This window comes from Bradyrhizobium neotropicale (genome assembly GCF_001641695.1).
Lineage (GTDB): Bacteria > Pseudomonadota > Alphaproteobacteria > Rhizobiales > Xanthobacteraceae > Bradyrhizobium > Bradyrhizobium neotropicale.
In genome coordinates, this window is the sequence record NZ_LSEF01000074.1 from 15,252 (window position 1) to 40,144 (window position 24,893).

Below are 24,893 nucleotides of genomic sequence, written 5' to 3' on the forward strand. Positions count from 1 at the left end.
GGTCAGCCCTGACTCGCTATGGCCTGGTCGGCGCGGCGACGCTGGATCCGGCGCAGCGTCTGGTCGAGCGCCGAGAGAAAGGCGGAGCGGTCGCGCGGCGCGAACGATCGTGGGCCACCGGTGACTTCGCCTGCCGAGCGCAGGTCCGTCATCAGGTTGCGGACCGCGAGGGTCATGCCGATCGATTCTTCCGTGAACGGCTTGCCGTTCGGCGCGATGACGTCGGCGCCCGCCTTCACGCAGCGGCTGGCCAGCGGAATGTCGGCGGTTACGACGACATCGCCGGGGCCCGCGCGCTCCGCGATCCAGTCGTCGGCGGCGTCCATGCCGGCGCCTGCCGCGACGCGCTCGATCAACGGATCCTGCGGCACGCGGATGAAATTGCCGGCGACCACGCTCACCGGCACGCCGTGCCGGAGCGCGACGCGATAGATCTCGTCCTTCACCGGACAGGCGTCGGCGTCGACATAGATGCGGGTGGTGCCGGGAGGGTTCGTCATCGGCCGCGTGGTACCCCATTCGGGCCGCAAAGGCGAGGGGATTGACCCCGGTTCCTCAGGCCCTACGATCATGCCGAAACAACAAGAATTCAGGGCAAGAACCTAGGGAAAGCGCACCCATGCCGAACCGGCTCGAAACCTATCGCGTGCAGGCCTACAACACGGCCAAGCAATCCGAGAACAAGATGCACGACGACACGGTGGCGCGCCGCTTCGGCTTCTCCGGCGGGCTCGTGCCCGGCGTGGACGTCTTCGCCTACATGATGCACGTGCCGATCGCCCGCTGGGGCCGCGAATTCCTTTCGAGGGGGCTGGTCGAGGCGCGCTTCATCAAGCCGGTCTATGACGGTGAGGCCGCCGATGTCGATGCCACCGAGCACAATGAGCTACTCACGATCGAGGTGTTCAGCCGCACTGAGCTCTGCGCGACGGGGACCGCTTCGCTCCCGGCGGCCGCGCCCATGGCTATCTTGGACGATTATGTCGCGGTCCCGGCTGTAGCCGAGCGCAAGCCTGTTGCCCTTTCGACTTTTGAGACCGGCAAATGGCTCGGGACGGTGCCGCGCCGCTGGGCCGGGCAGGACGCCACTGACTATCTCGCCGACATCCGGGAAGCCGATCCGATCTTCGCGCGCGAGGGGCTCGGCCATCCCGGGTTGATCCAGCGCGTCATGAACCGCGTGCTGGTCGACAACACGATTCTGGGGCCGTGGATCCATGTCGGCAGCCGCATGCAGCTCTTGTCGGCGGTGCGCTCCGGAGACGAGATCACCGCGCGGGCGAAGGTCACCGCGAACTACGAGAAGAAGGGCCACCGCTTCGTCGAGCTCGACGCGCTGGTCGTCGCCAACGGCACGACGCCGCTGGCGCATTGCCAGCACACCGCGATCTACCAGCCGCGCGAGCAGGCGGCGGCGTAAGCGGGAAGAAGGCAAGCCTGCCACTTCAAACACGGTGTCATGCCCCGGCTTGACCGGGGCATCCAGTACGCCGCGGCTTCTCCGTATCCACGCGCTGCCTCTGGAATACTGGATCGCCCGCTTTCGCGGGCGATGACACTGATGATTGCGGAGGCGGAAGCGCGTCTCTTACGCCGCCCCCTTCGCGTCCTGGATCGCGCGCCAGACGCGCTCGGGCGTCAGCGGCATGTCGATGTGCTTGATGCCGTACTCTGAGAGCGCATCGACCACCGCGTTCACCACGGTCGACATGCTGCCGGCGCAGCCGGCTTCGCCGCAGCCCTTGCTGCCGAGCGGGTTGGTGGTGGCGGGCACCGGGTGATCGCCGATCGTCATGTTCGGAACGTCCTCGGCGCGCGGCAGCGCGTAGTCCATCAGCGAGCCCGTGATCGGCTGACCGCTCTCGTCGTAGCGGATCTGCTCCATCAGCGCCTGGCCGATGCCCTGGACGACGCCGCCATGGAGCTGGCCGGCGACCAGCATCGGATTGATCACCGTGCCGAAATCGTTCACCGCGCTGTAGCGCACGATCTGCACCACTCCGGTATCAGGATCGATCTCGACCTCGGCGACGTGGCAGCCGTTCGGGAAGGCCGACGGCACAACGTCGCTGGTGTGATCGACGTCGAGCGAGTCAGGCACGCCCTCCGGCACCTTGCCGTCATGCAGGCGCCTGGCGAGCTCCATGATATCGATGCTGCGATCGGTGCCGGCGATGGTGAAGCTGCCGTCGGCGAATTCGATGTCGGCTTCGGAGGCCTCCAGCATATGCGCCGCGGCGCGCTTGCCCTTCTCTATGACGATCTTGGAGGCCCCAACGATCGCCATGCCGCTCGCCGTGATCGAGCGCGAACCGCCGGTGCCATTGCCGGTGTGGACGATGTCGCTGTCGCCCTGCACCAGCTTGACGCTCTCGAAGGGGATGCCGAGCTGCGCGCACAGCACCTGCGCAAACGGCGTGGCGTGGCCCTGGCCGTAGTCGAGCGTGCCGGTGATGAGCTGCACCGTACCGTCGGGATCGAACACGATCTTGCCGAGCTCGACGCTCGGCGGCGCGGTGACCTCGAGATAGGAGCCGACCGCGATGCCGCGCAGCTTGCCGGCCTTCCTGCTCTCCTTCTTGCGCTTGGCGAAGTTCTCGTGGTCGGAGATCTCGAGCGCCTTGTTGAACACCGACTGGAAGTCGCCGCTGTCATAGGTGACGCCGGAGGAGGCCGGGAACGGCATCTGGTTCGGCTTGATGAAGTTGCGCTTGCGCAGCGTCAGCCGGTTGATGCCCATCTCGTCGGCGGCGCGGTCGATCAGGCGCTCCATGTAGTAGTTCGCCTCGGGCCGGCCGGCGCCGCGATAGGCGCCCATCAGCGTGGTGTTGGTGAGCACGGTCTTGATGTCGACCGCCATCAGCGGCGTGCGATAGACGCTGGAGAAGTTCTTGCCGGTGTTGAGCGAGAGCGGGCCGGGTGCGACGCCGGTGATGTAGGCGCCGAGATTGCCGTAGCCCGAGAGTTTTGCCGCAAGGAAGTGGCCCTCGGCATCGAGCGCGAGTTCGGCGTGGATCTTCTGCGCGCGGCCGTGGCTGTCGGAGAGGAAGCTGGTCGAACGCTCGTCGAGCCACTTCACCGGACGTCCCAGCGCCTTGGCCGCGTACAGGATGCACATGTATTCGGGATAGTTGATGTTCTTCATGCCGAAGGAGCCGCCGACATTGGCGGTGAGGATGCGCACCTTCTCGTTCGGCACCTTCAGGTTCTTGGCGAGGTTGGCGCGGTTGCCCGCGACGCCCTGCGTCGGCACCTGGATGGTGTAGCGCTCGGTCTTCTTGTCGTAGGAGGCAAGCCCCACACGCGGCTCCATCGAGACCACGGCGACCCGGGTGTTCTCGATGTCGAGCCTGGTCACATGGGCGGCGCCGGCAAAGGCGGCGTTGACCTTCTCCACATCGCCATAGTGGTAGTCGAGCGCGACGTTATTCGGGATATGGTCGTAGAGCTGCGGTGCATCGGACTTGGCGGCTTCCTCGGGATCGGTCACCGCCGGCAGCGGCTCGACGTCGACCTCAACCGCCTCGGCGGCGTCGCGCGCCTGCGCCAGCGTCTCCGCCACGACGAAGGCGACGGGGTCGCCGACGAAGCGGACCTTGTCGGTCGCGAGCGGCTGGCGGTTGGTCTGGAGCAGGGGCGAACCGTCACGGCTCTTCAGCGGCAGGCCGCAGGTGAAGGGACCGTAGCCGGCGGCGTCGAGGTCCGTTCCCGTCCACACCCCCAGCACGCCGGGCATCGCCCTGGCGGCGTCGGTGCCGATGCCGCGGATCACGCCATGGGCATGGGTCGAGCGAACGATCACGGCGTAGGCCTGGCCGGGCAGGTTGAAATCGTCGGTGTAGCGGCCCTTGCCGCGCACCAGCGTGTCGTCCTCCTTGCGCCTGACCGGCTGTCCGACGCCGTATTTTTGCAGTGCAATAGCGTTTTCGAGCGAGGACGATTTGGTGTGTTCTTGCATGGAAATGTCCTGAAAAGCCGGCATTTGCGCGGGTTTCGCGGGCGCTTGAAGGACCGACCCCGTTCAGATAACCCACGGCCCCGTTCACGACAACGCACGAATAGGCATGGTCCTATGTGATGCGTTGTTGCGCAGGCCTCGCGCGCTGCTAAAGTTTCAGGCGAAAAAGCAATTCCAGATTGGCCCAGCGGGTCGCGGAAAGACGTTTGTATGAATGACCACACGCGGCTCCGGAACGGCCATGCGCCGCACGGGGGCCTGGAGGGGGCGATGGCGACGGTGGCGCTTGCCGCCGGCTCGGCCGTCCCCGCGCCGGTCCCGGGAACCGGCGTCTATGCGGCGCTCGACCTCGGCACCAACAATTGCAGGCTCCTGATCGCCTGTCCGACCGACGACGGCTTTCGCGTGGTCGATTCCTTCTCGCGCATCATCCGGCTCGGCGAGGGCGTCTCGGCGACCGGCTGCATCAGCGAGGCGGCGATCGAGCGCGCCATTGCGGCGCTCAGCATTTGCCGCGACAAGATCAACCTGCGCAAGGCGAGGCGGCTTCGGCTGATCGCCACCGAAGCGTGCCGGGCGGCCTCGAACGCGGAAGGATTTCGCAGTCGCGTCGCGGCCGAAACCGGCATCCAGCTCGAGGTGATCGACCGCGAGACCGAGGCGGCGCTGGCCGTGCTCGGCTGCTCGCCGCTGGTCGACCCCAGGGGGCGCGGCGCGATCCTGTTCGATATCGGCGGCGGCTCGACCGAGCTCGTGCGGATCGAGCGCGACCCGGCCGACGAAAACCCGCAGCCGCGCATCAAAGCCTGGATGTCGATTCCGCTCGGCGTGGTGACGCTGGCCGAGCAGTTCGGCGGCCGCGACGTGACGCCCGACATCTATGCTGCGATGGAGCAGGAGGTCGCGAACCATGTCGCGCCGTTCGCGGAAGAGCATGGCCGTGATCTTGCCGACATGCATCTGCTCGGCACCTCCGGCACCGTGACGACGCTCGCCGGCATCCATCTCAACCTGCCGCGCTACGATCGCCGCCGCATCGACAGCATCTGGATGAACGATGCCGACATCACCGCGACCATCAGCAAGCTGCTCGGCATGAGCTATGAGGAGCGCGCCGGCAACAATTGCATCAGCATCGAGCGCGCCGATCTCGTGCTCGCGGGCTGCGCCATTCTCGACGCCATCCGCCGTGCCTTTCCGCTGCCGCGCCTGCGTGTCGCCGACCGCGGCCTGCGCGAAGGCATGCTGGTCGAGATGATGCGCGAGGACGGCGCGCTCAGGAGCTGGTGAGAGATGGCCAAGGACACCACCGGCCGCTTGCACGTTCAGGTCAAGACCGGCGGCAAGCGCAAATTGTCGTCAAAGCTCTGGCTGGAGCGGCAGCTCAACGATCCCTACGTCGCCAAGGCGAAGGCGCAAGGTTATCGCTCCCGCGCGGCATTCAAGCTGCTCGAGATGGACGACAAGTTTCGTCTGCTGAAGCCCGGCATGGCCGTGGTCGATCTCGGTGCCGCGCCCGGCGGCTGGAGCCAGATCGCCGCCAAGCGCGTCGGCTCCGTGGACGGCAAGGGCAAGGTGGTCGCGATCGATCTCTTGGAGATGCCGGAAATCCCCGGCGTCGACTTCGCGCAGCTCGACTTCATGGACAATGACGCGCCGGACAAGCTCACCGCGATGCTGGGGGGCGGTGCCGACGTCGTGATGTCAGACATGGCCGCCAATACCACCGGTCATCGCAAAACCGACCAGCTCCGCATCGTCGGTCTGGTCGAGACCGCAGCCGCCTTTGCCTGCGATGTGCTCAAACCCGGCGGCACGTTCCTGGCGAAGACGTTCCAGAGCGGTGCCGACGCCGAGCTGCTCGCCCAGCTCAAGCGCGACTTCGCCACGGTGCGCCATGTCAAGCCTGCTGCGAGTCGGCAGGATTCCTCCGAGCGCTACGTGCTGGCGACGGGATTTCGCGGCGCGGATGGCGGAGAGTAGCGGTCGGGAGTCCTTTCACGCGTGGCCTGCGCAGGCGATTCCCCGCAAGACGTCGTCGCCCTTGCGGCAGCACTTATCCGCACACGCGCAGATAGATCGACGAGGGGAAGTGACCGGTCGTGTTGGGCACGTTCAGCCCGTTGACGTCGGGGATCGGCGAATATTCCGGAAAGACGTCCTTCATCACGTCCTGCGCATCGTAGTGAAGCATGCTGAGGCAGAACAGGATCTCCAGCCGGTCATTGTTGGTCAGCAAGGCCTGGAGCACGGTCGTCTCGGCGCCCTGAAACAATCCGTCCAGAAGATCGCGCTGGAACGAATAGGGGAAATAGATGTCGTGGATGTGGATCACGCAGCCCGGCTTGATGCGGGGAAGAACCTCGAGATAGAGATGGGCGACGTCGCCCACAGGCCGCACCGCGTGCGACGTGTCGATGAACAAGAGATCGCCGTCACCGAGCTGGTCGAACGCGGCGGGGTCAAGCTCCTCCACCTTGCTGATCACGAGCTCGATCCCGGGCGAGCTCTTCAGATAGTCGCTGGGATAGGGCTCGATGCAGGTATGCTTGCCGGGGTGCCCCTCCGACGCATTCAGCGCCAGCGCCTTCGTGGCGCAATGCGTCGACACGCCTGACCCGACCTCGATCACGCGCTTGGGCTTGAGCCAGCGCAGCACGCCATGCAGGGCCTGTGCCTCGACATAGCCGAAGCCTGGTCCAAAGCCCCGGGCGGCACCCTCCTTGTAGGTGCTGTTGCCACGGTATTCGGGCTCGAACGGTTTGACGATGTCCTGCAGCCGCGCGATCTGCCGTCCGAGATCGGCGTCGATGCCGGTCATCGGCGAGCGCTTCGCCCATTTATCCCTGGTGCGCGTCAACTCGCGGACGTCGGCAATCGGCGTGTAATAATGGTTCGGCAGCACCACGATGCCACCGCCCAGCGCCACCTGATGCACCTTCAGGAAGGTCGATTTGATGATGTCCCTGGACAGCCTGTTCACGCGCAGCATCCCCGTCGTTTGAGCGGCATCTCTATCACGCGAAATGCGACAGTTTAATGCAGCTCACGTTCGGTATGTTAAGTCGCGACGGCAACATCGTTGCCCGATCGGAAGTTATTCGGGGTTTCGCCCTACTTTTTGCAGCCCCCGCCGACTCGCGCGACCTCGGTGTAACTTGATTGATATCATAACATAACAATCTAGCGTTACATATCGCCCACCGCTCTCCTTCGGGGCGGCGTCCCATGAGCAAGCAAAGGCGGTTGAGAATGCCCGTTTCGCGACGTGATCTTTTGAAGGCAGGTGCGGTGACCATTCCGTCAGTGAGCCTCGCCTCAACGAGCAGTAGCGCCGCCTGCTACGCCGATCCGACTTACCTGACCGGGATTGGTCAGGTTGCGACCAGCTGCCAGGTCCCGACGACGCTCTACAGCTACAACAACACCTTGCAATCCTCCGCGCACAGATCGGCTCATTTCAACCGATCGGGTGCCCCTCTCTCGAGGATTCGAATTGTGGTGCCAAACTTCGCGGTCTTTGCCGGGACTGGCGCTCCCCGGACCTGGGCTGCGCGGGTCGAATATCCTATCAACAGCCTCAACACCGTACTGTGGACGGAATCGACCCCCGCTACCTCGGACGGCACATTCGTGGCGACGCCCAATGGGCTCTGGAGCGTGTCGGACGAGCTGGTGCTGCCGACACCGATTCCCGACAATGCGATGTTCTGGGTGCGGCTGTGGCAATCGGCGGAGGCGCCGGCGCCAAGCAGCACGTTGCCGGGGTTGTTGTTTCACGATCTCACGAGCAATCTGGCTGCGCTCGACGTCAATGGTCAGCCGGGCCCGTTCAGCAATCGAACGATCAGCAACGGATTGGGCGAAACCAACTACATCTTCAATCCGCCCGCGGCCATCATCGACAAACCTGTGTATCAACGCGACAGCGGCAATCAAACGCAGACCTGTCTGTTCAACTATTGGGACCAGCAAGATCCCGCGGCCGCATATATTCCCTGGATCAGCACGCGGCCGCTCGCGATCCTGGGCCCGACGCAAAAGCCATCATTCACGCTCTGGGGCGATAGCCGGGTTGTCGGGCTCGGCGACACCTACAACGGTCTGTCGAACAACAAGGGGGAGGTCGAGCGCAGCATTGGCAATGAATTCGCCTATATCAACTTCGGCATCCCCGGTCAGCGGGCGGATGATTTCATGGGCAATCTGACCGGCGTTCAAGATGCCTACAACGCGTATAGTCATGTGGCCAAGTCGTATACGACGAACCTCATTGAGGATCTCGGTGGCGCTGACATCATTTCTGCAGACCGCGGGAGGACGCCCTCGGACGTGTTCGGTACCAAGCAGGCCATCTGGAACTTCTGGACCGCGCCGACCACAACAAGCACGAAAACTCTGTCGTCGATTGCCACGTTGACGCTTCCCTGCGCGGCGTCGGCGGTCAGCGGACAATGGACGACTTTCGATCAAGCCAACGGGACGGGAAATTCGAATCTGGACGCGCTGAACGCCCTGTTGCGAGCGAACGTTAATGTTCGCGTATTCGATGTTGCCTCAGTGGTGTCGCAAATCGCCACCGGGCATTCCGGCTCTCCCCAATATTTGTGGAAGCCCAATACGCCAGCCTTCACGGTCGATGGCCTTCATGAAAGCCAGGCTGGGTGTTATGCTATCCTCGATAGCGGCGTCGTCAACCCGCACCTTCTCGGGTCTTGATCCCGCGCGCTCGGCGGTCCCGGCCGGCTTGGTTGCGCATGCAAACGCAACCAAGCGTGGCGCGCCATCCAGGGCCAGCGGTGCCATAGCGGCACGCGCCTCCAACAGGCGCGGCCGCCTCGCATCAGAAGCCGTACTTCATCGCCCCGCGCACCCTCTGGCTCTCGATTCCGCTGACGGAGCTCGTCAGCAGATATTCCAGATCGAGGCTGAGCGCGCTGCCGACGTCGGCGCGCAGCGCCAAGCCGCCGGTCAGCGTGTCGCGGGCCGTCGAGGTGCCGCTGAGCGCGTAGCCCGAGGCCAGGCCGACAAGGTCGACGTAATTCAGGCTCTGCACATAGCCGCCGTCGAAGCCATGCCGCCATTCCGCGCGGGCGATCGGCGTCAGGACGCCCCAGCTCTGCAGCATCGGGTAGGCGAGGCGGCCGCCGATCACGCTGGCGACGCTGGTGGTGTTCATCCTGTCATAGCTCAGGGCCCAAATGCTCGAGCCCGTCTCGCCATAGCCGTCGAGTGCGGCCCTGACGATATCGAGACGGCCATAGGACGAGATCTTCCAACTGTCCCATTTGGACACGTTGGTTACGCCGACCGTGCCGAAGACGTCGCGCCCGGTGCGTATGCCCGTGAGCATGACATTGCCGTCGTTCGACCAACGCTTGTTGTCGAAGCGCAGTGAGCCGTAGCCGCCGGCGACGTCGAGATAGGTGTGCGGCAGGAAGCGCCAGCTCGCATAGACCGCCGCATCGTAGTTGCGCGCGTCGATCCGCGAGCCGTCGTTGCCGACATCGGTGTGTTCAAGACCGAGCCCAACCGCGGCACCGACCTTCAGTCCGTCGACGATGCGCCGGTCGAAGCCGAGCGTGAGGCCCGAAGAGGTGAAGCGGTTGTCGATGCTGTCGTCACTGCGCAGCCGGCCGAAGCCGACCGTGCCGGAGGCCCAGACGTGAAACGGCAGCAGATTGGACTTGTTGAGGGACTCGACCGCCTGCGGCAGCATCCCGGCGAGCTGGTTGACGGCGCGGCCGGCGTCGCTTTGCGCGGCGAGGCCGGTCCGGATCGGCGGGTCACTGGCGTAGCCGAGGGCAGGCGATGCGCTGGCCTGGCTGTTGAGCAGGCTGGCGGTTCGGCTGTCGTCGCCGATGCGGCCTGCCGATGCAGTGTTGCCGCCAGCCGTGCTGCCCTGCGCCGCCCGGCGGCCGCCGGCGGAGCTGGCTGCGTCGCCATCGTCCTCGTCGTGCAAGGCTTCGAAGCGGCTGAAGACGTTGGCGATCTGGGTCTGGCCGAACAGGATCGCGCTCGACACTTGCGAGCCGATCATCCCGCGTACGGCGGAGTTGCTGGTGGGATCCGACCGTCCGACCGTCAGCGTGATCGCGCTCGACGTCGCGCCGGCATTGTTGCTGTCGCCGGCATAGATGGCGATGATCGAATGCGTGCCCATCGCCAGCGCCGGGGTCGCGAGCGTCGCGATCGCGCCCGACACCGCGGCGGTGCCGAGAACGGTGGCGCCGTCCTTGAACGTGACGGTGCCGGTCGGCGAAGCCGCGCCCGACAGCGTCGCGGTCAAGCTCACCGATTGCGCCGCGGCCGGCGACGTCGTCGAGCTCGAGACCGAGATCGTCGTGGCTGCCCTGGCGACCGACAGCGCAGCCGCGGTCGACGTCACGGACACATTGTTGGTGTCGCCGTTGTAGGTCGCGGTGAACGTGTGCGAGCCCAGCGGAAACGAGGAGAGCATCAGGATGGCGGTCGCGCCCGAAAGCGTGGCGCTGCCGAGCTGCGTCGAGCCCTCGAAGAAGGTCACGGTCCCGGTCGGAGAACTTACGCCGGTCACTGTTGCAACCAGTGCGACCGTCGCGCCGTTGCTCGCGGGCGTAGAGGAGGCGTTGACTGCTATCGAGGGGGTGGCCTGTGTCACCGTCACGGTCGTCGCGCCGGACGAAGTATTGTTGTTGGAATCGCCGTTATAGCTCGCCGTGATCGCGTGCGAGCCGACGGAGAGGGAGCTCACCGTCACGCTCGCGGTCGTTCCCGACACGGCAGTCGTGCCGATCGAGGTCCCGTTGTCGTAGAAGGTGATCGTTCCGGTCGGCGAGTAGCTGCTGCTCAGGGTCGCCGTCAGCGTAAGCGAGGTTGCGTAGGCCACCGACGAGGATGATGGTGAGATGGACAGCGTCGGCGATGCTTTATCGACCGTGAGCTGATAGGAGAGTATGAAAATCGCGCCCGCGGCCGTGTCCGAGGGGTGGTTTCCCGATACGGTCAGGAAAGAATAAGAGCCGGTGAATGTCCCCGCCGCGGTCGGAGTGCCGTCCAGCGAGAAGGTGCATGTCTTCGAACCGAGGCTACCGACAGTATTCGTGAAAGTGATTCCGGGATAATTATTGAAGCCCCAGCTCTGAGGATTGCACGACACCGTGTCCGTGTAGACGGTGACGGACTGGGAGTACGGCGTTCCGACCGTGGCGTTCGGCACTGTTCGCTGGGCATGGGCGGTGCCGTGGATGGCGAAGAGCGCAAAGACCGCCAGCAGCGCAGCGAAGCTTGTGTGTCCGAACCGAAACCGGACGCGGCGCGCAATCATATCGAAGCTAAAAGAGATCATTCCCCGTCCCACCTGTTCGGATCCCGGCCGAAGACTTGTCTCGGCGCGGGCACCCGCACTGATCGGGACGCGCGGCCCATGGGTAGGGCCGCAAAATCCTTGCGACTGACGTCTTGCGTGTCTGGGATCGACTGTCAGCCGTGTTAGGCGAAGGGGAACGAGTCCACCATCAACGCGGGTTGATGCTGTGGCGGCTAGTCGCACAACTCCGATATGGCCAATTGTCCTGGGGTTGCCTGGTCTGCGGAGGCGCGCGCCGAGATCGTCAAGGCGACGATGTGAACGATGAGAAATGCGGCGGCAACAGCCAAAAGCCAGCCCATTTCGTTTCCGGTTGGAGGCCGGGCGGCCAACCTTGCTCGAGCTGATCTGCTTGCAACGGTCATGTCTGGTCTCCGAAATCTGGGTTGAAGTGTTTCTGCGCTATCTCAGAACGAGAGCTTGATACGCGCCTGGCCGCGCTCGCTACGCGCCTGGTTCGCGATCAACTCGTCGAACCGCACGCCAAAGCCGAGCGACCGGTTCACCTGCAGCTCGAAGCCGACGCCGATGAGGGCGTGATCACGCTTCTCCGCGACGCCAAACAGGCCGTAGGTCGTCGTGGGATCGACGATGTAGGAGGCGATCTGGGTGTAGGCGCCGCTGAAGCCGTGACGATAGGCGAGCTCGACGGTTGACTTGAGAGTGCCCGCGGAAGTGTCCATCACATGGCTGAGCTTGGTCCCGAACATCCCAGCCAAGTCGAAGGCCGATGTCCGGTTGAAGGAGAGGTTGTAGATGCCCGCGCCGGTCTCGGCATAGCCGCCGAGCCGGATCGATTGCAGATCGAGCCGCGCATAGGGGGCGATCTTCCAGCGATCGAGCTCGAACTCACGAATCACCGCCAGCGAGCCGAACAAGTCGCTCGCTCCACGATTTCCGGAGCCGATTGCCAGTGCCGAGGTGTCGTAGCGATAGTTTCCGAGCGTGCCCGCGGCATAGCCGAGGATGCCGTCGATGAACCAGTGCGGCGCGGCGCGGTAGCTAGCGTAGACCTGCGTCGACCAGGTGCTGGCGTCGATGCGCGAGCCGTCGCTGCCGACCGTGGCGTGATCGATGCCGTAGCCGACGGCGATGCCCACCTTCAGGTTGCGCGCGAGGCGGGTGTCGACACCGGCGCTCAGCCCTGTGGAGAACACGTTGTATTTGGCATCGACATAGGTGGTGTCCCGGCCGAACTGCAGCGAGCCTGCAGTCCAGTAGCGCAGCGATGAGTCGGAGACGACCGTCGCTGGCCCGGCCTGCCCATCGCCGGGTTCGTGCCGAGCCTGCGCCGGATCGGCCAGTTGAGCCCTCGCGTCCTGCGGATTCGACGTTGCCGGCGGGCCATATGGCCGCTGCGACGCAGGGAGCTGCGCGAAGGAGGCCCTGTTGCTGAACACGGGCACGTCGTCATTGTGCAGATCGGTCAGCCGGTCCTGCACATTGTCGATCTGTTGCTGCCCCATCACCTGCACGGTGTGGACCTGGAAGTCGACCATCGCCCTCACGGTCGGGTCCGCGCTCGGATCGGGCATCGCCGTATAGCGGTAGAGGGCCGTACCCGTGGCCGCGCCGAGCGGCGTGGTGACGGTGACATCGACCGGGCCGGCTGCATGCGGCGGAGTCACCACGGAGATCTCCGTCGCGTTCAGCACCTGGAATCCGAGCACGTCGACGCCGCCGAACTTGACCGACGTAGCGCCGGTGAGCCGCTGGCCGATGACGATCGTCGTCTGTTGTCCGGCCACCGGTCCGGATGCCGGGCTGGCGCTGGTCACCACGGGGCCGGGGCTGACCACGCCCGCGCAGGCGACGGTGACATCGATCAGCGACAATTGGTCTTCGCTGAGCGAACGCCAGCTGAAAGTCTGCGTGCCCGTCACGGTCGCGGTGACATGCAGGGAGCTGGATGCCGTGTTGGAGCCATCGGCGAAGTGGTTGCCGACACCGAGCTCGATGCCGTTGAAGAAGGTCGTGTCGATGATGAAAGTGTAGTTCAGCGTGATGACGTCGCCGGCGGTCAGCGACACCGTGGTGTTTGACTGATGGTCAGCGCTGGTGTTGAAGGCGCCCGCATTGATGTCGGCGCAGGTGGTTGCGGCAAGCGCCGAGCCGACGCTGATCGCTTGGACCAGAACGAACAGCGCAATCGCGCGTGATACGTCGTCTACCGCCGCCGAGATCGCCGCCTTGAGGCGCTCGAAAGAAGCGCGCAGATCGACGCGACCGAGATAAAAGGAAGCCATACCCCATTCCCACCTGTCCGGACACAAAGACTGGTCTCGACGCGGGACGGCATCGGGCGGACGGCTCGTCAGCGGCCGCAAATCCGAGCGACGCGACGTCTGACGTGTCCGGGATCGACTGAGGGGGTCTCGTAGGCGAACGGGATGAAATCGACCATCAACGCGGGTTGATGGTTGTGGGGGGCGGCGAGAGCCATGGACGTTCAGGCAACGTGTTTGGCCGACTGCCGACATTGGCTCTGGACGAGAGCGCGGCACTTCTGCAAATGAAGCGCAGATGCGAGCGAGGAGATCGGCCGGAATGTCGGCGGTAGAATTCGACCTTCACGGGCTGATTGGGACGAGCGGCGAATTTCGCGACGGCAAGACGGAGGAGGCGTTCTCCGCGAGCATCTGGCAGTCGGCGCGCGCGATGGCCCTGTTGTGCATCCTCGCCGATACGGCCGCGAGCCTGTCATTCTTGCCGCTGGATTTCCTGATGCTGGCCGGCCCGCGGCTGGCGTTCTTCGTCGAGGTTCGGCTGCTGATCGCGCTCGCGGCGGCGGCCGCCGTGCTGGCCGTGCTGCGGACGACACAATATGCCCGCATCGTCGCGATCACGCATGTGCACCAGGTTGCGTTCTTCACGCTCAATGCGCTGATCTTCAACCATCCGAGCCTGACCCGTCACGGCGGACTATTGCTGCCGCTGATCGCCATCGCGCTCAACCTGTGCCTTCCCGGGCGGTTTCGCTGGGTTGCGTTGACGAGCGCCTATGCGCCCACCGTCAGCCTGTTGTTCTGGGCGGTGCTGAGGCCGGACCCGGAGAGTCCGCTCGATCTGACGATCATCGTGCTGGTCGTGCTGGTCGGCTATGTCGTCGGCGCCGTGTCCCGCACGCAGTTCAATCGGCTGCGGCGCGAGGAATATCTGCGCATTGCCCGCGAACGGCAGACCAATCTCGATTTGCGCGAGGCCAAGGACGCGGCGGAGGCGGCCGCAAGCGTCAAGGCCGACTTCCTCGCGGTCATGAGCCACGAGATCCGTACGCCCATGAATGGAATCCTCGGCATGGCGCAACTGGCGCTGGACGATCCATTGCCGCTCACCCAGCGCAGGCGTGTTTCGACCATCAGGTCGTCGGCGGAGGGGCTCCTCAAGATCCTCGACGACATTCTCGACATCTCCAAGCTCGAACGGCAGGCCGAGATCTACGAACGCGCGCCGTTCGACATCAGGCAAAGTCTGCGCGAGATCGTCAACCTGATGACGCCGCGTGCGCACGAGAAGGGACTGACGCTGGAGCTCGTGCCTTCGCCGGCGGTGCCTCGATGGGTGCTCGGCGATCAGTCGCGGGTGCGGCAGATTCTGTTCAACCTGATCGGCAATGCCCTGAAGTTCACGAGTCGGGGTGGCGTCAGGGTCGAGGTGACGACATCCGCGCTCAACGACGAAGCACGGGTCGTCTTTTGTGTTTCGGATACGGGGATCGGCATCACGCCCGAGCAGCAGGCAAATCTGTTCCAGTCGTTCGAACAGGGCGACGCCTCGATTCGCCGGCGTTTTGGCGGCACCGGCCTCGGACTTGCGATCTGCAAGCGGCTTGTGGAAGGCATGAAGGGCGAGATCGAGGTCGAGAGTATGCCGGGGCAGGGCAGCCGCTTTCGCTTCTCATTGCCGCTGCCTGCGGACGATGGCTCGGCTGCGCGCGAGGTGATCGACGCGCCGACCCCGCCCGTCAGGCCATTGAACCTGCTGCTGGTCGAGGACCTGCACATCAATGCGGAGGTCGCTCGCGGGATTCTGGAGAGGGCAGGTCACCGGATTGCGCTCGTGAGGACGGGCGAGCAGGCGGTCGAACTGGTCCGGAGTGCGCGCTTTGATGCCGTCCTCATGGACGTGCAGATGCCGGATGTGGACGGGCTGGAGGCCACGCGGCGAATCCGTGCGCTGCCGCTGCCGCTGAGCGGCGTCCCCATCGTTGCCCTGACCGCAAACGTCATGTCGGAAGACGTCGATGCCTGTCGCTCTGCCGGCATGGACGGACACCTTGCGAAACCGATCGATGTCTCAGCCCTGCATCGTGCGGTGGAGGCTGCGCTGCAGATCCGGCAATGGCCTGCCGCCGGCCCCGGCGCTGTCCTGACCGTCGGTGGTGATGTCCTGGTGGTGGGCGATGCACGCAAGGCAACGCATGGCCGGCTGCGGGATCTCGGGTTTCGCGTCTTTCCGGCCGGCTCGTTCGAGGCGGCCGGCGCCATGCTTGCGGCCCGCGAATTCGCGGCGATCGTCGCGGTCGCTCCACCGGCCGGCTTTCTACGGGCGCTGCGCGCGCGTGCCTCGGACGGAGGCCGGCGCGTCTTCATCATCGTTGCCGCCATCCCGGGCGAAGGCGCGGGGCTGTTGGAGGAAGGTGCGGACCTCGTGCTTGCCGCGCCGCTGTCTCCGGACGAGGTCGTGTGGAAGGTCGAGGCTTTCCTCGCTCCGCAGCCGCCGGACGATTTGTTCACGCTTGAGGAGGTCTTCGGGCGTGATCGCATCGACGAATTTCAGGAGTTGTTTGCCGGCAGCCTGCTGGAGCTGGACCGTGCGCTGGCGCGGGACGACCTGACGCCGAAGGAATTGGCGAGCATCGCCCACCGCATCAAGGGAAGCGCGGCCAATCTGCGCATGCCTCAACTTGCCGCGAGCGCCGATGATGCGCTGATCGCCGCAAGGACCGTCGTGGCCGGACTTCGGGATCGGGATCAAGCCGTCGATGCGCTCCGCAGGCAGATCGGCCTCGTGCTGAACGGGCCAGGCGCCGGACGAGGCGCGCCGGCATCCACAGCGGTCGGCGGTGCATTCGAGGAAGCCAATGTCGACAGTGCTCGTGGTTGAAGACGCGCCGGAGATCCGGCTGATGCTGACCTCGTTCCTGAAGGAGGAGGGCATGGTCGCGCATGGCGTGGCGACCGGCGCCGAGCTGCGCGCCGCGCTGGCTGCGCTCAGGCCCGACATCGTCCTGCTCGATATCAACTTGCCGGATGCCGACGGCATCGCGCTGGCGCGTGAATTGCGGCTTGGCGAGCAATGCGGCCTGATCTTTGTCACCAGCCGTGACTCCGACGACGACATGCTGTCAGGGCTCGATGCCGGCGGGGATGACTACGTCTCCAAGCCGATCAACCTGCGCACGCTGATGGCCCGCATCCGCAGCGTCCTGCGGCGGACGAAGGAGTCGATCATCACCTTCGACGGTTGGATCCTCGATCCGGTCCGGCGCGAGCTGTTTCGGCCCGACGGAAGCATGGTCAAGCTGACGTCGGGGGAATTCAACATCCTCGTCGCCCTCGCGTCCCACATGACCCAACCCCTGAGCCGCGATTTCCTGCTCGACGTCATCTCCAACCGCGACCCGCGCGAGATCAGCGAGCACACCGTCGACAATCTGATCGTGCGGCTGCGCCGCAAGATGCAGCACGACGGTGCTGCTGCGCCGATCGCAACGGTGCGCGGCGTCGGCTATGCCCTGATGCCAGCGCAGCAGGCCGCCCGCACCTGATGAATCAGGCGGAAGCTGGTGCTTCCGGTCCACTAACGGTGACCTACGGCCCGCGGCTGAATCAAGTCGGGATCGCCCGTATCGCCGCGCCGACGCAGATGGCAGTCATGATGCACGGTAGCGCCCAGCGCATCTGCAGCCTGAGTTCATCGATCACGGCTCCGCTCACCGCTTGCGCGCGACGCGACAGCGTTTCCAATGACATGTCGGCAATCAGGACTACGATCAGATACATGTAGCCAAGAGAGATGATTTGGGCGACCGGCGTGTTGAGGGAAATGCAGCCCGGAAAGCTCGATTCGAACGTGAAGCTGATGGCCGCGAGCGCGAGCAGCGACGAGAAGATCAGGGTGCCTTTGTCCTTGGAGGTCAGATCCGGCGCCCATAGTACGAAAACGGATACGGCGAGCACCGCCATGATCGGCACAAAAATGCGCAGCAAATAATGCGTCGATATCCGTGCGAGCGTCATGGTCACGTCGAGCTTGGAATAGCTGCGGGCGTTCCAGCCCATCGCGTCACGGTTCGCGAAGCGCAGGCCGGCGGCGCGCCAGTCGACCGAGGCGGTCGTGTCTTCGATCCCAGAGATATCCCGATCGGACTCGGTGGAAATCAGGATCGCGTCCTGCGCCGCATGGCGCGGCAGGAAGAACGAAAGCGTGAGGTCTTGGCGGTCGAAGGGGAAAGCGTTGAGGTTCAAGCCGAAGCGAAAGCGCGCCTCGTAGCGTTCGATGAGCATCACCTCGCCGTTGGCATAGGTCGACGTGGCCACGGTGCGAGCCTCCGGCTCGCCGATGCGATTCTCGATTTCGAGGCCAGGCGTCCAGATCGATTTAAGATACTCGTCGGCTCCCGCGCCGGTGCGATCGAGGCGGCCGAAGCCGATCGCGACCGGATCGAAGGCCTGCCGACGATCGGTCCAGCGCTGCGTAACTTCGACGAACAGGCGTCCTTCCCCCACGACTTCCTTGATCGAGAGGACCTTGAGGACCCGCACCGCGACACGCACCCGCACGGGCAGTTGTGCTCCCGTTGGAAGTTCGGTCTGAGCGGCCTCCGCCGGCGTCGAGGTGAGGCAGAGCAGTGTCAGGATCAGGCTCAGAATTGCGGCGAACGGCCTCATGGGCATGCCCTCCCGCGCGCACGCGTGGCGCGGAACAAGAGTGCGAACGCCACGAAAGCGCAGATGCCGCCACAGATCGCGACGACGCGCAATTCGGTGCGCGAGCGTCTGAGCTCGGTGCCGTAGTCGGGCTTGAGCGCGATGGAGAAGCCGATCATGCGGCCGCTGAAATCGACGACCGGCCGCGTAATCAGGTCATAGCGGCGGCCGTCGATCGTCGGCGAAGCGGCCGTGCTGTCATGCGCCGGACGCAGCGACATCGTCTTCAACAGCGATGAGAACAGCCGGTCGTCGGTCGACATCGCCAGGACGAGGTCGCCGAAGGCGGGCAGCTTGGGATCGAGCGCGATGCCCGCAAGCGAGGGAACGACGACGATCGCAATGTCGGCGTTGGAGGTTGTTTTGACGCTCTCGATCAAAGGCTTGAGATCAAGGCCGACTTCGACAGTGCCGACCATCGCGCCCTCGTGCTCGACGATGGTCGCCCCGCGCAGGCCAATTCCGGCAACGCCGATTTCCAGCCCGACCTGCGGGCGACCGGCGCGATTGGCGGCGACGATCATCGGACGAAATCCGGAGATATCGTCGTCGAATTGATCGGGTTTGTGGACGCGCAGGAAATAGCGAATGTCCTTGTCCTGGAAGCCGAAGATCTGCACACCGGCCTGCTGGCGCAGATGGGCAAATATGTCCGCGGACTGGTGCATCAATTCGGCTCTGTCGCGCGCGGCAAGCGCCTGACGAATTGTCGTACGGCGCGCTGTGACTTCGGCCAGCGCCAGCGCGAAACGGCCGCCGCGGTCGAACGCCGTCGAGAGTTCGCCATTGACGAGCCGCATCTCGTCGCCACGAACACGGGTCCCGATTTCGCTCTCGTAACTGTCTGCAAACCAGAGCAGGACGCCGAAGGCGGCGGCGATCACGGCGGCCACTGCTGCGGCGAGCGTGCCCGACATGGCAAGTGACTGGCGGTGCTCGCGTTTGAAATCGACCAGCTCCGTCGCGTTCTCAGCGGTTGGAATAGAACTTTCGATCGCGAGCATTGTGGACCCCCGGGGACGTGAGACGGCAACTGAGCAGAGCGCAAGACACAATTGCGGTGAGATGAGCTGCGCGCAGGAGGCTCATTCGAGCCGGAGCCATCCATCTTTCGCCGGCTCACCATGTCGCAGCACTCTACCCGTTATGGGCGGGGCACAAATATCAATGAGCGTTGATGAAAGTCTGTCATCGGGCCGCGCTTCGCGCGGAGCCGTTGGCTCGCAATGACGAGGCCAAGCACTACCCCAGCCGCTGATCCCGCATGTCCTGCGTATCCTCGGTCGCAGCCTTGACGGCGGCGCTCGCCGCGCTCTTTTCCGCGCCCTTGCGGCTGGAAATCTCCACCGCCTTGCGGCCGGAGATCTCGTGGCCGGCGTCGCCGGGCATCTGCCAGAAGAAATAGCTCGAGGCTGCCGAGGTCAGCGCGACGACGACGAAGGCGGGCGCGAACACGGTGGCGTCGAGCTCGCTGACGTGGCGCAGCCACATCGTCGTCTCCACCGAGGCCGCGCCGACGGCGACGCCGGCGGAGACGGCGAGCTGCTGGTTGACGCTGACGAGCGTCGTGGCGCGGCTCATCTGCGGGTTCTCGACCTCGGCATAGGCGACCGTGTTGATCGCGGTGAATTCCAGCGAGCGGAAGAAGCCGCCGACCACCAGGATGACCATGATGATGAGCAGCGGGGTCGTCACCGTGAACAGCGCGCAGACGCCGAGGAAGAACGCGCTGATGATCGCGTTCACCGTCATCAGGTTGCGGAAGCCGAAGGTGCGGATGATCCGCGCGGCCAGCGTCTTCATGCCCATGGCGCCGAGCGAGGAGGCAAAGGTCACGAGGCCGGAATGGAACGGCGTCAGTCCGAAGCCGATCTGCATCAGAAGCGGGAGCAGGAAGGGCAGCGCGCCAATGCCAAGCCGGAACATGAAGCCGCCGATGACGGCGGCGCGTAAGGTCGGCAGCTTCAGCAGCGAAAAATCGAGCACCGGCGATCCCGTCCGCCGGGCATGGAGCACGTAGAGCGTCATCGAGATCGCGCCGCCTACGACCAGCGCCGCGACCGTGCTCCACGGCAACAAATTAAGGCCGGCGACCGACAGCCCGAACGCGATGCCGGCGAGCCCTAGCCCTGCGAGCACCATGCCGTAGAGATCGAACTTCTCCTGCGTCTCGCTCTTGATCGGATCGATGAAGCGCAAGGCCATGAAGATGCCGAGCAGTCCGATCGGGATGTTGATCAGGAAGATCCAGTGCCAGGATGCGTAGGTCGTGATGAAGCCGCCGAGCGGCGGGCCGATCACCGGACCTATGAGGGCAGGGACCGTGACCCAGGCCATGGCGTTGACCAGCGCGCTCTTGTCGACCGAGCGCAGCAGCACGAGCCGCCCCACAGGCGTCATCATCGCCCCGCCCATGCCCTGGAGGATGCGCGCGAACACGAAGTCGGTGACCGAGGTCGAGAGCGCGCAGCCGACCGAGCCCACCATGAACACGCCGACCGCGATTGCAAACACCATGCGCGCGCCGAACCGGTCGGCAGTCCAGCCGCTCGCCGGGATGAACACCGCGAGCGAGAGCAGGTAGGAGGTGATCGCGAGCTTCAGTGTCAGGGGGCTGGTGCCGATGTCGGCGGCGATCGCCGGCAGCGAGGTGGCAATCACCGTCGAGTCCATGTTCTCCATGAACAGTGCGGTGGCCACGATCAGCGGAATCACGCGTTGCTTGTCGACCGACATGACAGATTGGTAATGGAAATCAGAAGGAAAGGGTGAGCTTGCGGCTTATCACCGCCGCCGGGCCGGGACCATTGCGGAACCACGCATAGCACCTAAATCCTGCGTAACAACGGTGTGACCCCTCGCGGTTGCACCGGACGCCGGAGATCCCGTGATGATCTACATCCTTGCCGCGCTGCTGCCGCCGATCGGGCTGCTCCTGAACGGCCAGCCGTTTTCGGCGATCTTCAACCTCGTCCTGTGCGTCGTCTGCGTGATTTTCGGCCTGGTCTTCCACATCCTGCTGCTGGTGCCGTCGGCCCATGCCATCATCGCGGTGCACATGAAGAGGGAGGACCGGCGGCATCGGGAGGTGGTGGAGGCGATCCGTCAGCACGGCGCGCCGCCGGGCTATCCACGCTGATTTGAGGCAAAAAAGCCTGTGCATGGCTGGCAATCGGTCCGAATTGCTTTGATTCGTCATCCGGCCGTGCTATCGACCGGCGTCAACCCCACCGATGGGCTCCGATTCGACGGCGATGCCGCAAGGTACGCCGAGGGCGGCGCTCATCCATAAGCATTTGCGGCAGGGCCGCAGGAAGGAGTTGGCATATGGCCACGGTGCAACTTCAAGGCATCCGCGAAGCCTTTACGTTCGACGACGTGCTGTTGAAGCCTGGCCTGTCGGACGTCATGCCGGGCGAAGTCGACATCCGCTCCCGCGTCACCCGCGCCATTCCGCTCAACATTCCGATCATGGCCTCGGCCATGGACACCGTCACCGAGGCGCGGATGGCGATCGCCATGGCGCAGGCCGGCGGCCTCGGCGTCATCCATCGCAATTTCGACCCCGAGGGGCAGGCCGCCCAGGTGCGGCAGGTCAAGCGATACGAGTCGGGCATGGTGGTGAATCCGCTGACCATCAGCCCCGAGGCCACGCTCGACGATGCGCTGAAGCTGATGAGCGATCACGGCATCTCCGGCATTCCCGTCGTTACCGGCGCAGGCAAGACCACGCCGGGCAAGCTGGTCGGCATCCTCACCAACCGCGATGTGCGCTTTGCCACCGATCGCCGGCAAAAAGTCTCCGAGCTGATGACGCACGAAAACCTCGTCACGGTGCGCGAGCACGTCAGCCAGGACGAGGCGAGGCGGATGCTGCACAAGCACCGCATCGAGAAACTGCTCGTCGTCGACGACCAGTATCGCTGCGTCGGCCTGATCACCGTGAAGGACATGGAGAAGGCGGTCGCCCATCCGCTCGCCTGCAAGGATGCGCATGGGCGCCTGCGGGTTGCCGCGGCGACCACCGTCGGCGACACCGGCTTCGAGCGCACCGAGCGCTTGATCGATGCCGGCGTCGATCTCGTCGTGGTCGACACCGCGCATGGTCATTCCCGCCACGTGCTTCACGCCGTCAACCGCATCAAGCGCTTGTCCAACTCGGTGCAGGTCGTCGCCGGCAACGTTGCCACCGAAGACGGCGCGCAGGCGCTGATCGACGCGGGCGCGGACTGCATCAAGGTCGGCATCGGCCCGGGCTCGATCTGCACGACGCGCATCGTCGCGGGCGTCGGCGTGCCGCAGCTCACCGCGATCATGGATGCGGTGGAAGCCGCGAAGAAGGCCGACATCCCCGTCATCGCCGACGGCGGCATCAAATTCTCCGGTGATTTGGCCAAGGCGCTCGCCGCCGGTGCCGACATCGCCATGGTTGGCTCGCTGCTGGCCGGCACCGACGAAACGCCCGGCGAGGTGTTTTTGTGGCAGGGCCGCTCCTACAAGGCCTATCGCGGCATGGGCTCGGTGGGCGCGATGGCGCGCGGCTCGGCCGACCGCTACTTCCAGCAGGACATCAAGGACACGTTGAAGCTCGTGCCCGAAGGCATCGAGGGCCAGGTGCCCTACAAGGGCCCGGTCGGCAACGTCATGCACCAGCTCGCCGGGGGCTTGCGCGCCGCGATGGGCTATGTCGGCGCGCGCGACCTCAACGATCTGCATGCGAAAGCACAGTTCGTCCGCATTACCGGCGCTGGCCTTCGCGAAAGCCACGTCCACGACGTGACCATCACGCGCGAATCGCCGAACTATCCGGGCGGGGGTTAGTAGCCTTCCTCCGCTCTATCCATCGTCATGGCCGGGCTTGACCCGGCGATCCAGGTCTGGCGGCTTGCCCCATACACCGCTGTCATGCCCCGGCTTGACCGGGGTATCCAGTACGCTGCGGCTTCTCCGTATTCGTCACCGTCTCTGGAATACTGGGCGGATCGCCCGATCATGTCGGGCGATGACAGCGAGAGTGTGGATGGCACGTGCCCGGCTCAATGTGAGAGGCATCTGCGGCAACCACTCCATCGCTTTTGTATTGACGCGCCTCGCTCCCTCCGCTTCCGTCCGCGAAAGACAATTCGGAGGAAGTCAATTATGTCTCAAGGCAAACGCATCGTTCTCGCCGCGCGTCCCGTCGGCGAGCCCAAGCCGTCTGATTTCCGCATCGAGGAATTCGCAGTCCCGACGCCTGCGGCGGGCGAAGTGCTGCTGCGCACGATCTGGCTGTCGCTCGATCCCTATATGCGCGGGCGCATGAGCGAGGGTCCGTCCTACGCCGCGCCGGTGCCGATCGGCGGCGTGATGGAAGGCGAGGCGGTCAGTGAGGTCGCGGCCTCGAACAATCCGGACTTCGCCAAGGGCGACATCGTGCGCATACGTTCTGGCTGGCAGACACACGCGATCTCGAACGGCAAGGGTCTGATCAAGGTCGATCCCAAGCTCGGTCCGATCTCGACCTCCATCGGCGTGCTCGGCATGCCCGGCATGACCGCGTACACGGGCCTGCTCGATATCGGCAAACCGCAAGCAGGCGAGACCGTCGTCGTCGCCGGCGCCTCCGGCGCGGTCGGCTCCGCAGTGGGCCAGATCGCGAAGATCAAGGGTGCACGCGCCGTCGGCATCGCCGGCGGCAAGGACAAGTGCGACTACGTGGTGAAGGAGCTCGGCTTCGATGCCTGCATCGATCACCGCGATCCCGATCTCGCGGCCAAGCTGAAGGACGCCTGCCCGAAGGGCATCGACGTCTATTTCGAGAATGTCGGCGGCGCCGTGTTCGAGGCGGTCTTCCCGCTGCTCAATCCGTTCGCGCGCGTGCCGGTCTGCGGCCTGATCGCGCACTACAACGACACCGAGGCCAAGCCGCCGAAATGGGCAGGCGCCATGATGCGCGCGACGCTGACCAAACGGCTGACCTTCCGCGGCTTCATCGTCTCTGATTTCGCGGCACGTCATGGCGACTTCCTGCGCGACATGTCGGCCTGGGTCCGCGAGGGCAAGGTGAAATACAAGGAGTTCGTCACCGAGGGCCTGGAGAGCGCGCCGGGCGCCTTCATGGGCCTCTTGAAGGGCGTCAATTTCGGCAAGCAACTGGTCCGGGTCGGCCCCGACAAGGCTTAACCGGCATCTCAAGCTCCCCCGGGGGCCGTCTTCGGCTCCCCCCGGGGCCGTCTTCGGCTCCCCCGGGGTCAGCAGATGGTTAAGAAAGAGTCACCGATCGGCAACACCCGGCCCGCAAAAGCCGCAGGTGTGACCCTCGGCTCATTGACCTCCGAGCGAAGGCATTGAATCATCGCGTATATTTCAGGTGCGATGATGTTAGAGATTGGTATTTTCTGCGTAATATTGCTGGCTGCCGGCTATTGGGCGGCGATGTATGTCATGGGCCGTCGTGACGACGTGATCCATGGCAAGTTTGTCCATGCCGAGGATGCGGCCGAGTTCGTGCCGGCCCAGATGCCGACGCCTCCGCCGCCATTTCCGCTGCGCCCGGTCAAGGCCGCCAAGCCTGCGAATGTGCAGCCTGGCGTTGATGAGGCCAAGCCGGTGAACAGCGCGGCTCTGCAATCCTTGCTCGCCGCGATTCAGCAGGATCTCAAGAGCGTCGCTTGAG

At 64.8% G+C, this 24,893-nt stretch carries 18 protein-coding genes; 10 read left to right on the forward strand and 8 right to left on the reverse strand.

The annotated features are described in order from the left end of the window. Positions 1-2: 2 nt before the first annotated feature. Positions 3-500 carry a YaiI/YqxD family protein gene (locus tag AXW67_RS24575; RefSeq protein WP_063679944.1) on the reverse strand — a complete coding sequence of 166 codons (498 nt, stop codon included), beginning with the start codon at positions 498-500 and terminating at the stop codon, positions 3-5. 119 nt (positions 501-619) lie between these two features. Between AXW67_RS24575 and AXW67_RS24580 the strand changes: the two genes are divergently transcribed. Continuing rightward, the gene (locus tag AXW67_RS24580; protein WP_063679945.1) at positions 620-1,420 is read left to right on the forward strand and encodes a hotdog family protein; all 801 of its coding nucleotides are present in this window, start codon (positions 620-622) and stop codon (positions 1,418-1,420) included. Positions 1,421-1,588: 168 nt separating this feature from the next. On the opposite strand, the gene AXW67_RS24585 is transcribed toward AXW67_RS24580, so the two are convergent. Next, entirely contained in the window at positions 1,589-3,958 is a 2,370-nt protein-coding gene (locus tag AXW67_RS24585; RefSeq protein ID WP_063679980.1) for a xanthine dehydrogenase family protein molybdopterin-binding subunit, read from the reverse strand. 210 nt (positions 3,959-4,168) lie between these two features. On the opposite strand from AXW67_RS24585, the gene AXW67_RS24590 reads away from it, so the two are divergent. Next, positions 4,169-5,248, forward strand: a complete 1,080-nt coding sequence (locus AXW67_RS24590; protein ID WP_063679946.1) for a Ppx/GppA phosphatase family protein — start codon at positions 4,169-4,171, stop codon at positions 5,246-5,248. Positions 5,249-5,251: 3 nt separating this feature from the next. Next, a complete protein-coding gene (locus tag AXW67_RS24595; protein ID WP_027551540.1) occupies positions 5,252-5,941 on the forward strand; it encodes an RlmE family RNA methyltransferase in 690 nt (229 codons plus the stop codon). A 73-nt stretch (positions 5,942-6,014) separates the two neighbouring features. On the opposite strand, the gene AXW67_RS24600 is transcribed toward AXW67_RS24595, so the two are convergent. Further along, positions 6,015-6,941: a class I SAM-dependent methyltransferase gene (locus AXW67_RS24600; protein ID WP_161491284.1), complete on the reverse strand. Its 927-nt coding sequence runs from the start codon at positions 6,939-6,941 to the stop codon at positions 6,015-6,017. A 245-nt stretch (positions 6,942-7,186) separates the two neighbouring features. Here AXW67_RS24600 and AXW67_RS24605 point away from each other — a divergent pair, with 245 nt between their 5' ends. Further along, entirely contained in the window at positions 7,187-8,677 is a 1,491-nt protein-coding gene (locus AXW67_RS24605; protein ID WP_145927845.1) for a hypothetical protein, read from the forward strand. Positions 8,678-8,801: 124 nt separating this feature from the next. Here AXW67_RS24605 and AXW67_RS24610 read toward each other — a convergent pair whose 3' ends face one another. Then, the gene (locus tag AXW67_RS24610; RefSeq protein WP_063679949.1) at positions 8,802-11,285 is read right to left on the reverse strand and encodes an Ig-like domain repeat protein; all 2,484 of its coding nucleotides are present in this window, start codon (positions 11,283-11,285) and stop codon (positions 8,802-8,804) included. Between the two features lie 428 nt (positions 11,286-11,713). After that, positions 11,714-13,552: an autotransporter family protein gene (locus tag AXW67_RS24615; RefSeq protein ID WP_063679950.1), complete on the reverse strand. Its 1,839-nt coding sequence runs from the start codon at positions 13,550-13,552 to the stop codon at positions 11,714-11,716. 301 nt (positions 13,553-13,853) lie between these two features. Here AXW67_RS24615 and AXW67_RS24620 point away from each other — a divergent pair, with 301 nt between their 5' ends. Then, positions 13,854-16,412, forward strand: a complete 2,559-nt coding sequence (locus tag AXW67_RS24620; protein ID WP_063679951.1) for a sensor histidine kinase — start codon at positions 13,854-13,856, stop codon at positions 16,410-16,412. Continuing rightward, on the forward strand, positions 16,390-17,076 hold the full coding sequence (locus tag AXW67_RS24625; RefSeq protein WP_063679952.1) for a response regulator transcription factor: 687 nt from the start codon (positions 16,390-16,392) through the stop codon (positions 17,074-17,076). Before AXW67_RS24620 ends, AXW67_RS24625 begins: the two co-directional genes overlap by 23 nt. 61 nt (positions 17,077-17,137) lie before the next feature. Here AXW67_RS24625 and AXW67_RS24630 read toward each other — a convergent pair whose 3' ends face one another. The 3 genes from AXW67_RS24630 to AXW67_RS24640 all read right to left on the reverse strand — a co-directional run bounded on the left by AXW67_RS24630 (position 17,138) and on the right by AXW67_RS24640 (position 20,974). Further along, positions 17,138-18,199 (reverse strand): ligand-gated ion channel, encoded by a 1,062-nt coding sequence (locus AXW67_RS24630; RefSeq protein WP_063679953.1) that lies wholly within the window; start codon positions 18,197-18,199, stop codon positions 17,138-17,140. Then, positions 18,196-19,242: a cache domain-containing protein gene (locus AXW67_RS24635; RefSeq protein WP_063679954.1), complete on the reverse strand. Its 1,047-nt coding sequence runs from the start codon at positions 19,240-19,242 to the stop codon at positions 18,196-18,198. Before AXW67_RS24635 ends, AXW67_RS24630 begins: the two co-directional genes overlap by 4 nt. A gap of 238 nt (positions 19,243-19,480) precedes the next feature. After that, a complete protein-coding gene (locus AXW67_RS24640) occupies positions 19,481-20,974 on the reverse strand; it encodes an MFS transporter (protein WP_063679955.1) in 1,494 nt (497 codons plus the stop codon). Positions 20,975-21,128: 154 nt separating this feature from the next. Between AXW67_RS24640 and AXW67_RS24645 the strand changes: the two genes are divergently transcribed. The 4 genes from AXW67_RS24645 (at position 21,129) to AXW67_RS24660 (ending at position 24,892) form a co-directional block, all read left to right on the forward strand. Then, on the forward strand, positions 21,129-21,377 hold the full coding sequence (locus AXW67_RS24645) for a hypothetical protein (RefSeq protein ID WP_027551537.1): 249 nt from the start codon (positions 21,129-21,131) through the stop codon (positions 21,375-21,377). A gap of 188 nt (positions 21,378-21,565) precedes the next feature. Further along, positions 21,566-23,059 carry an IMP dehydrogenase gene (gene guaB / locus AXW67_RS24650; protein WP_027551536.1) on the forward strand — a complete coding sequence of 498 codons (1,494 nt, stop codon included), beginning with the start codon at positions 21,566-21,568 and terminating at the stop codon, positions 23,057-23,059. A 318-nt stretch (positions 23,060-23,377) separates the two neighbouring features. Next, complete coding sequence (locus AXW67_RS24655) at positions 23,378-24,400, forward strand: NADP-dependent oxidoreductase (RefSeq protein WP_063679956.1); 1,023 nt, start codon at positions 23,378-23,380, stop codon at positions 24,398-24,400. A 195-nt stretch (positions 24,401-24,595) separates the two neighbouring features. Next, positions 24,596-24,892 carry a hypothetical protein gene (locus AXW67_RS24660; protein ID WP_063679981.1) on the forward strand — a complete coding sequence of 99 codons (297 nt, stop codon included), beginning with the start codon at positions 24,596-24,598 and terminating at the stop codon, positions 24,890-24,892. Position 24,893: the final 1 nt, after the last annotated feature.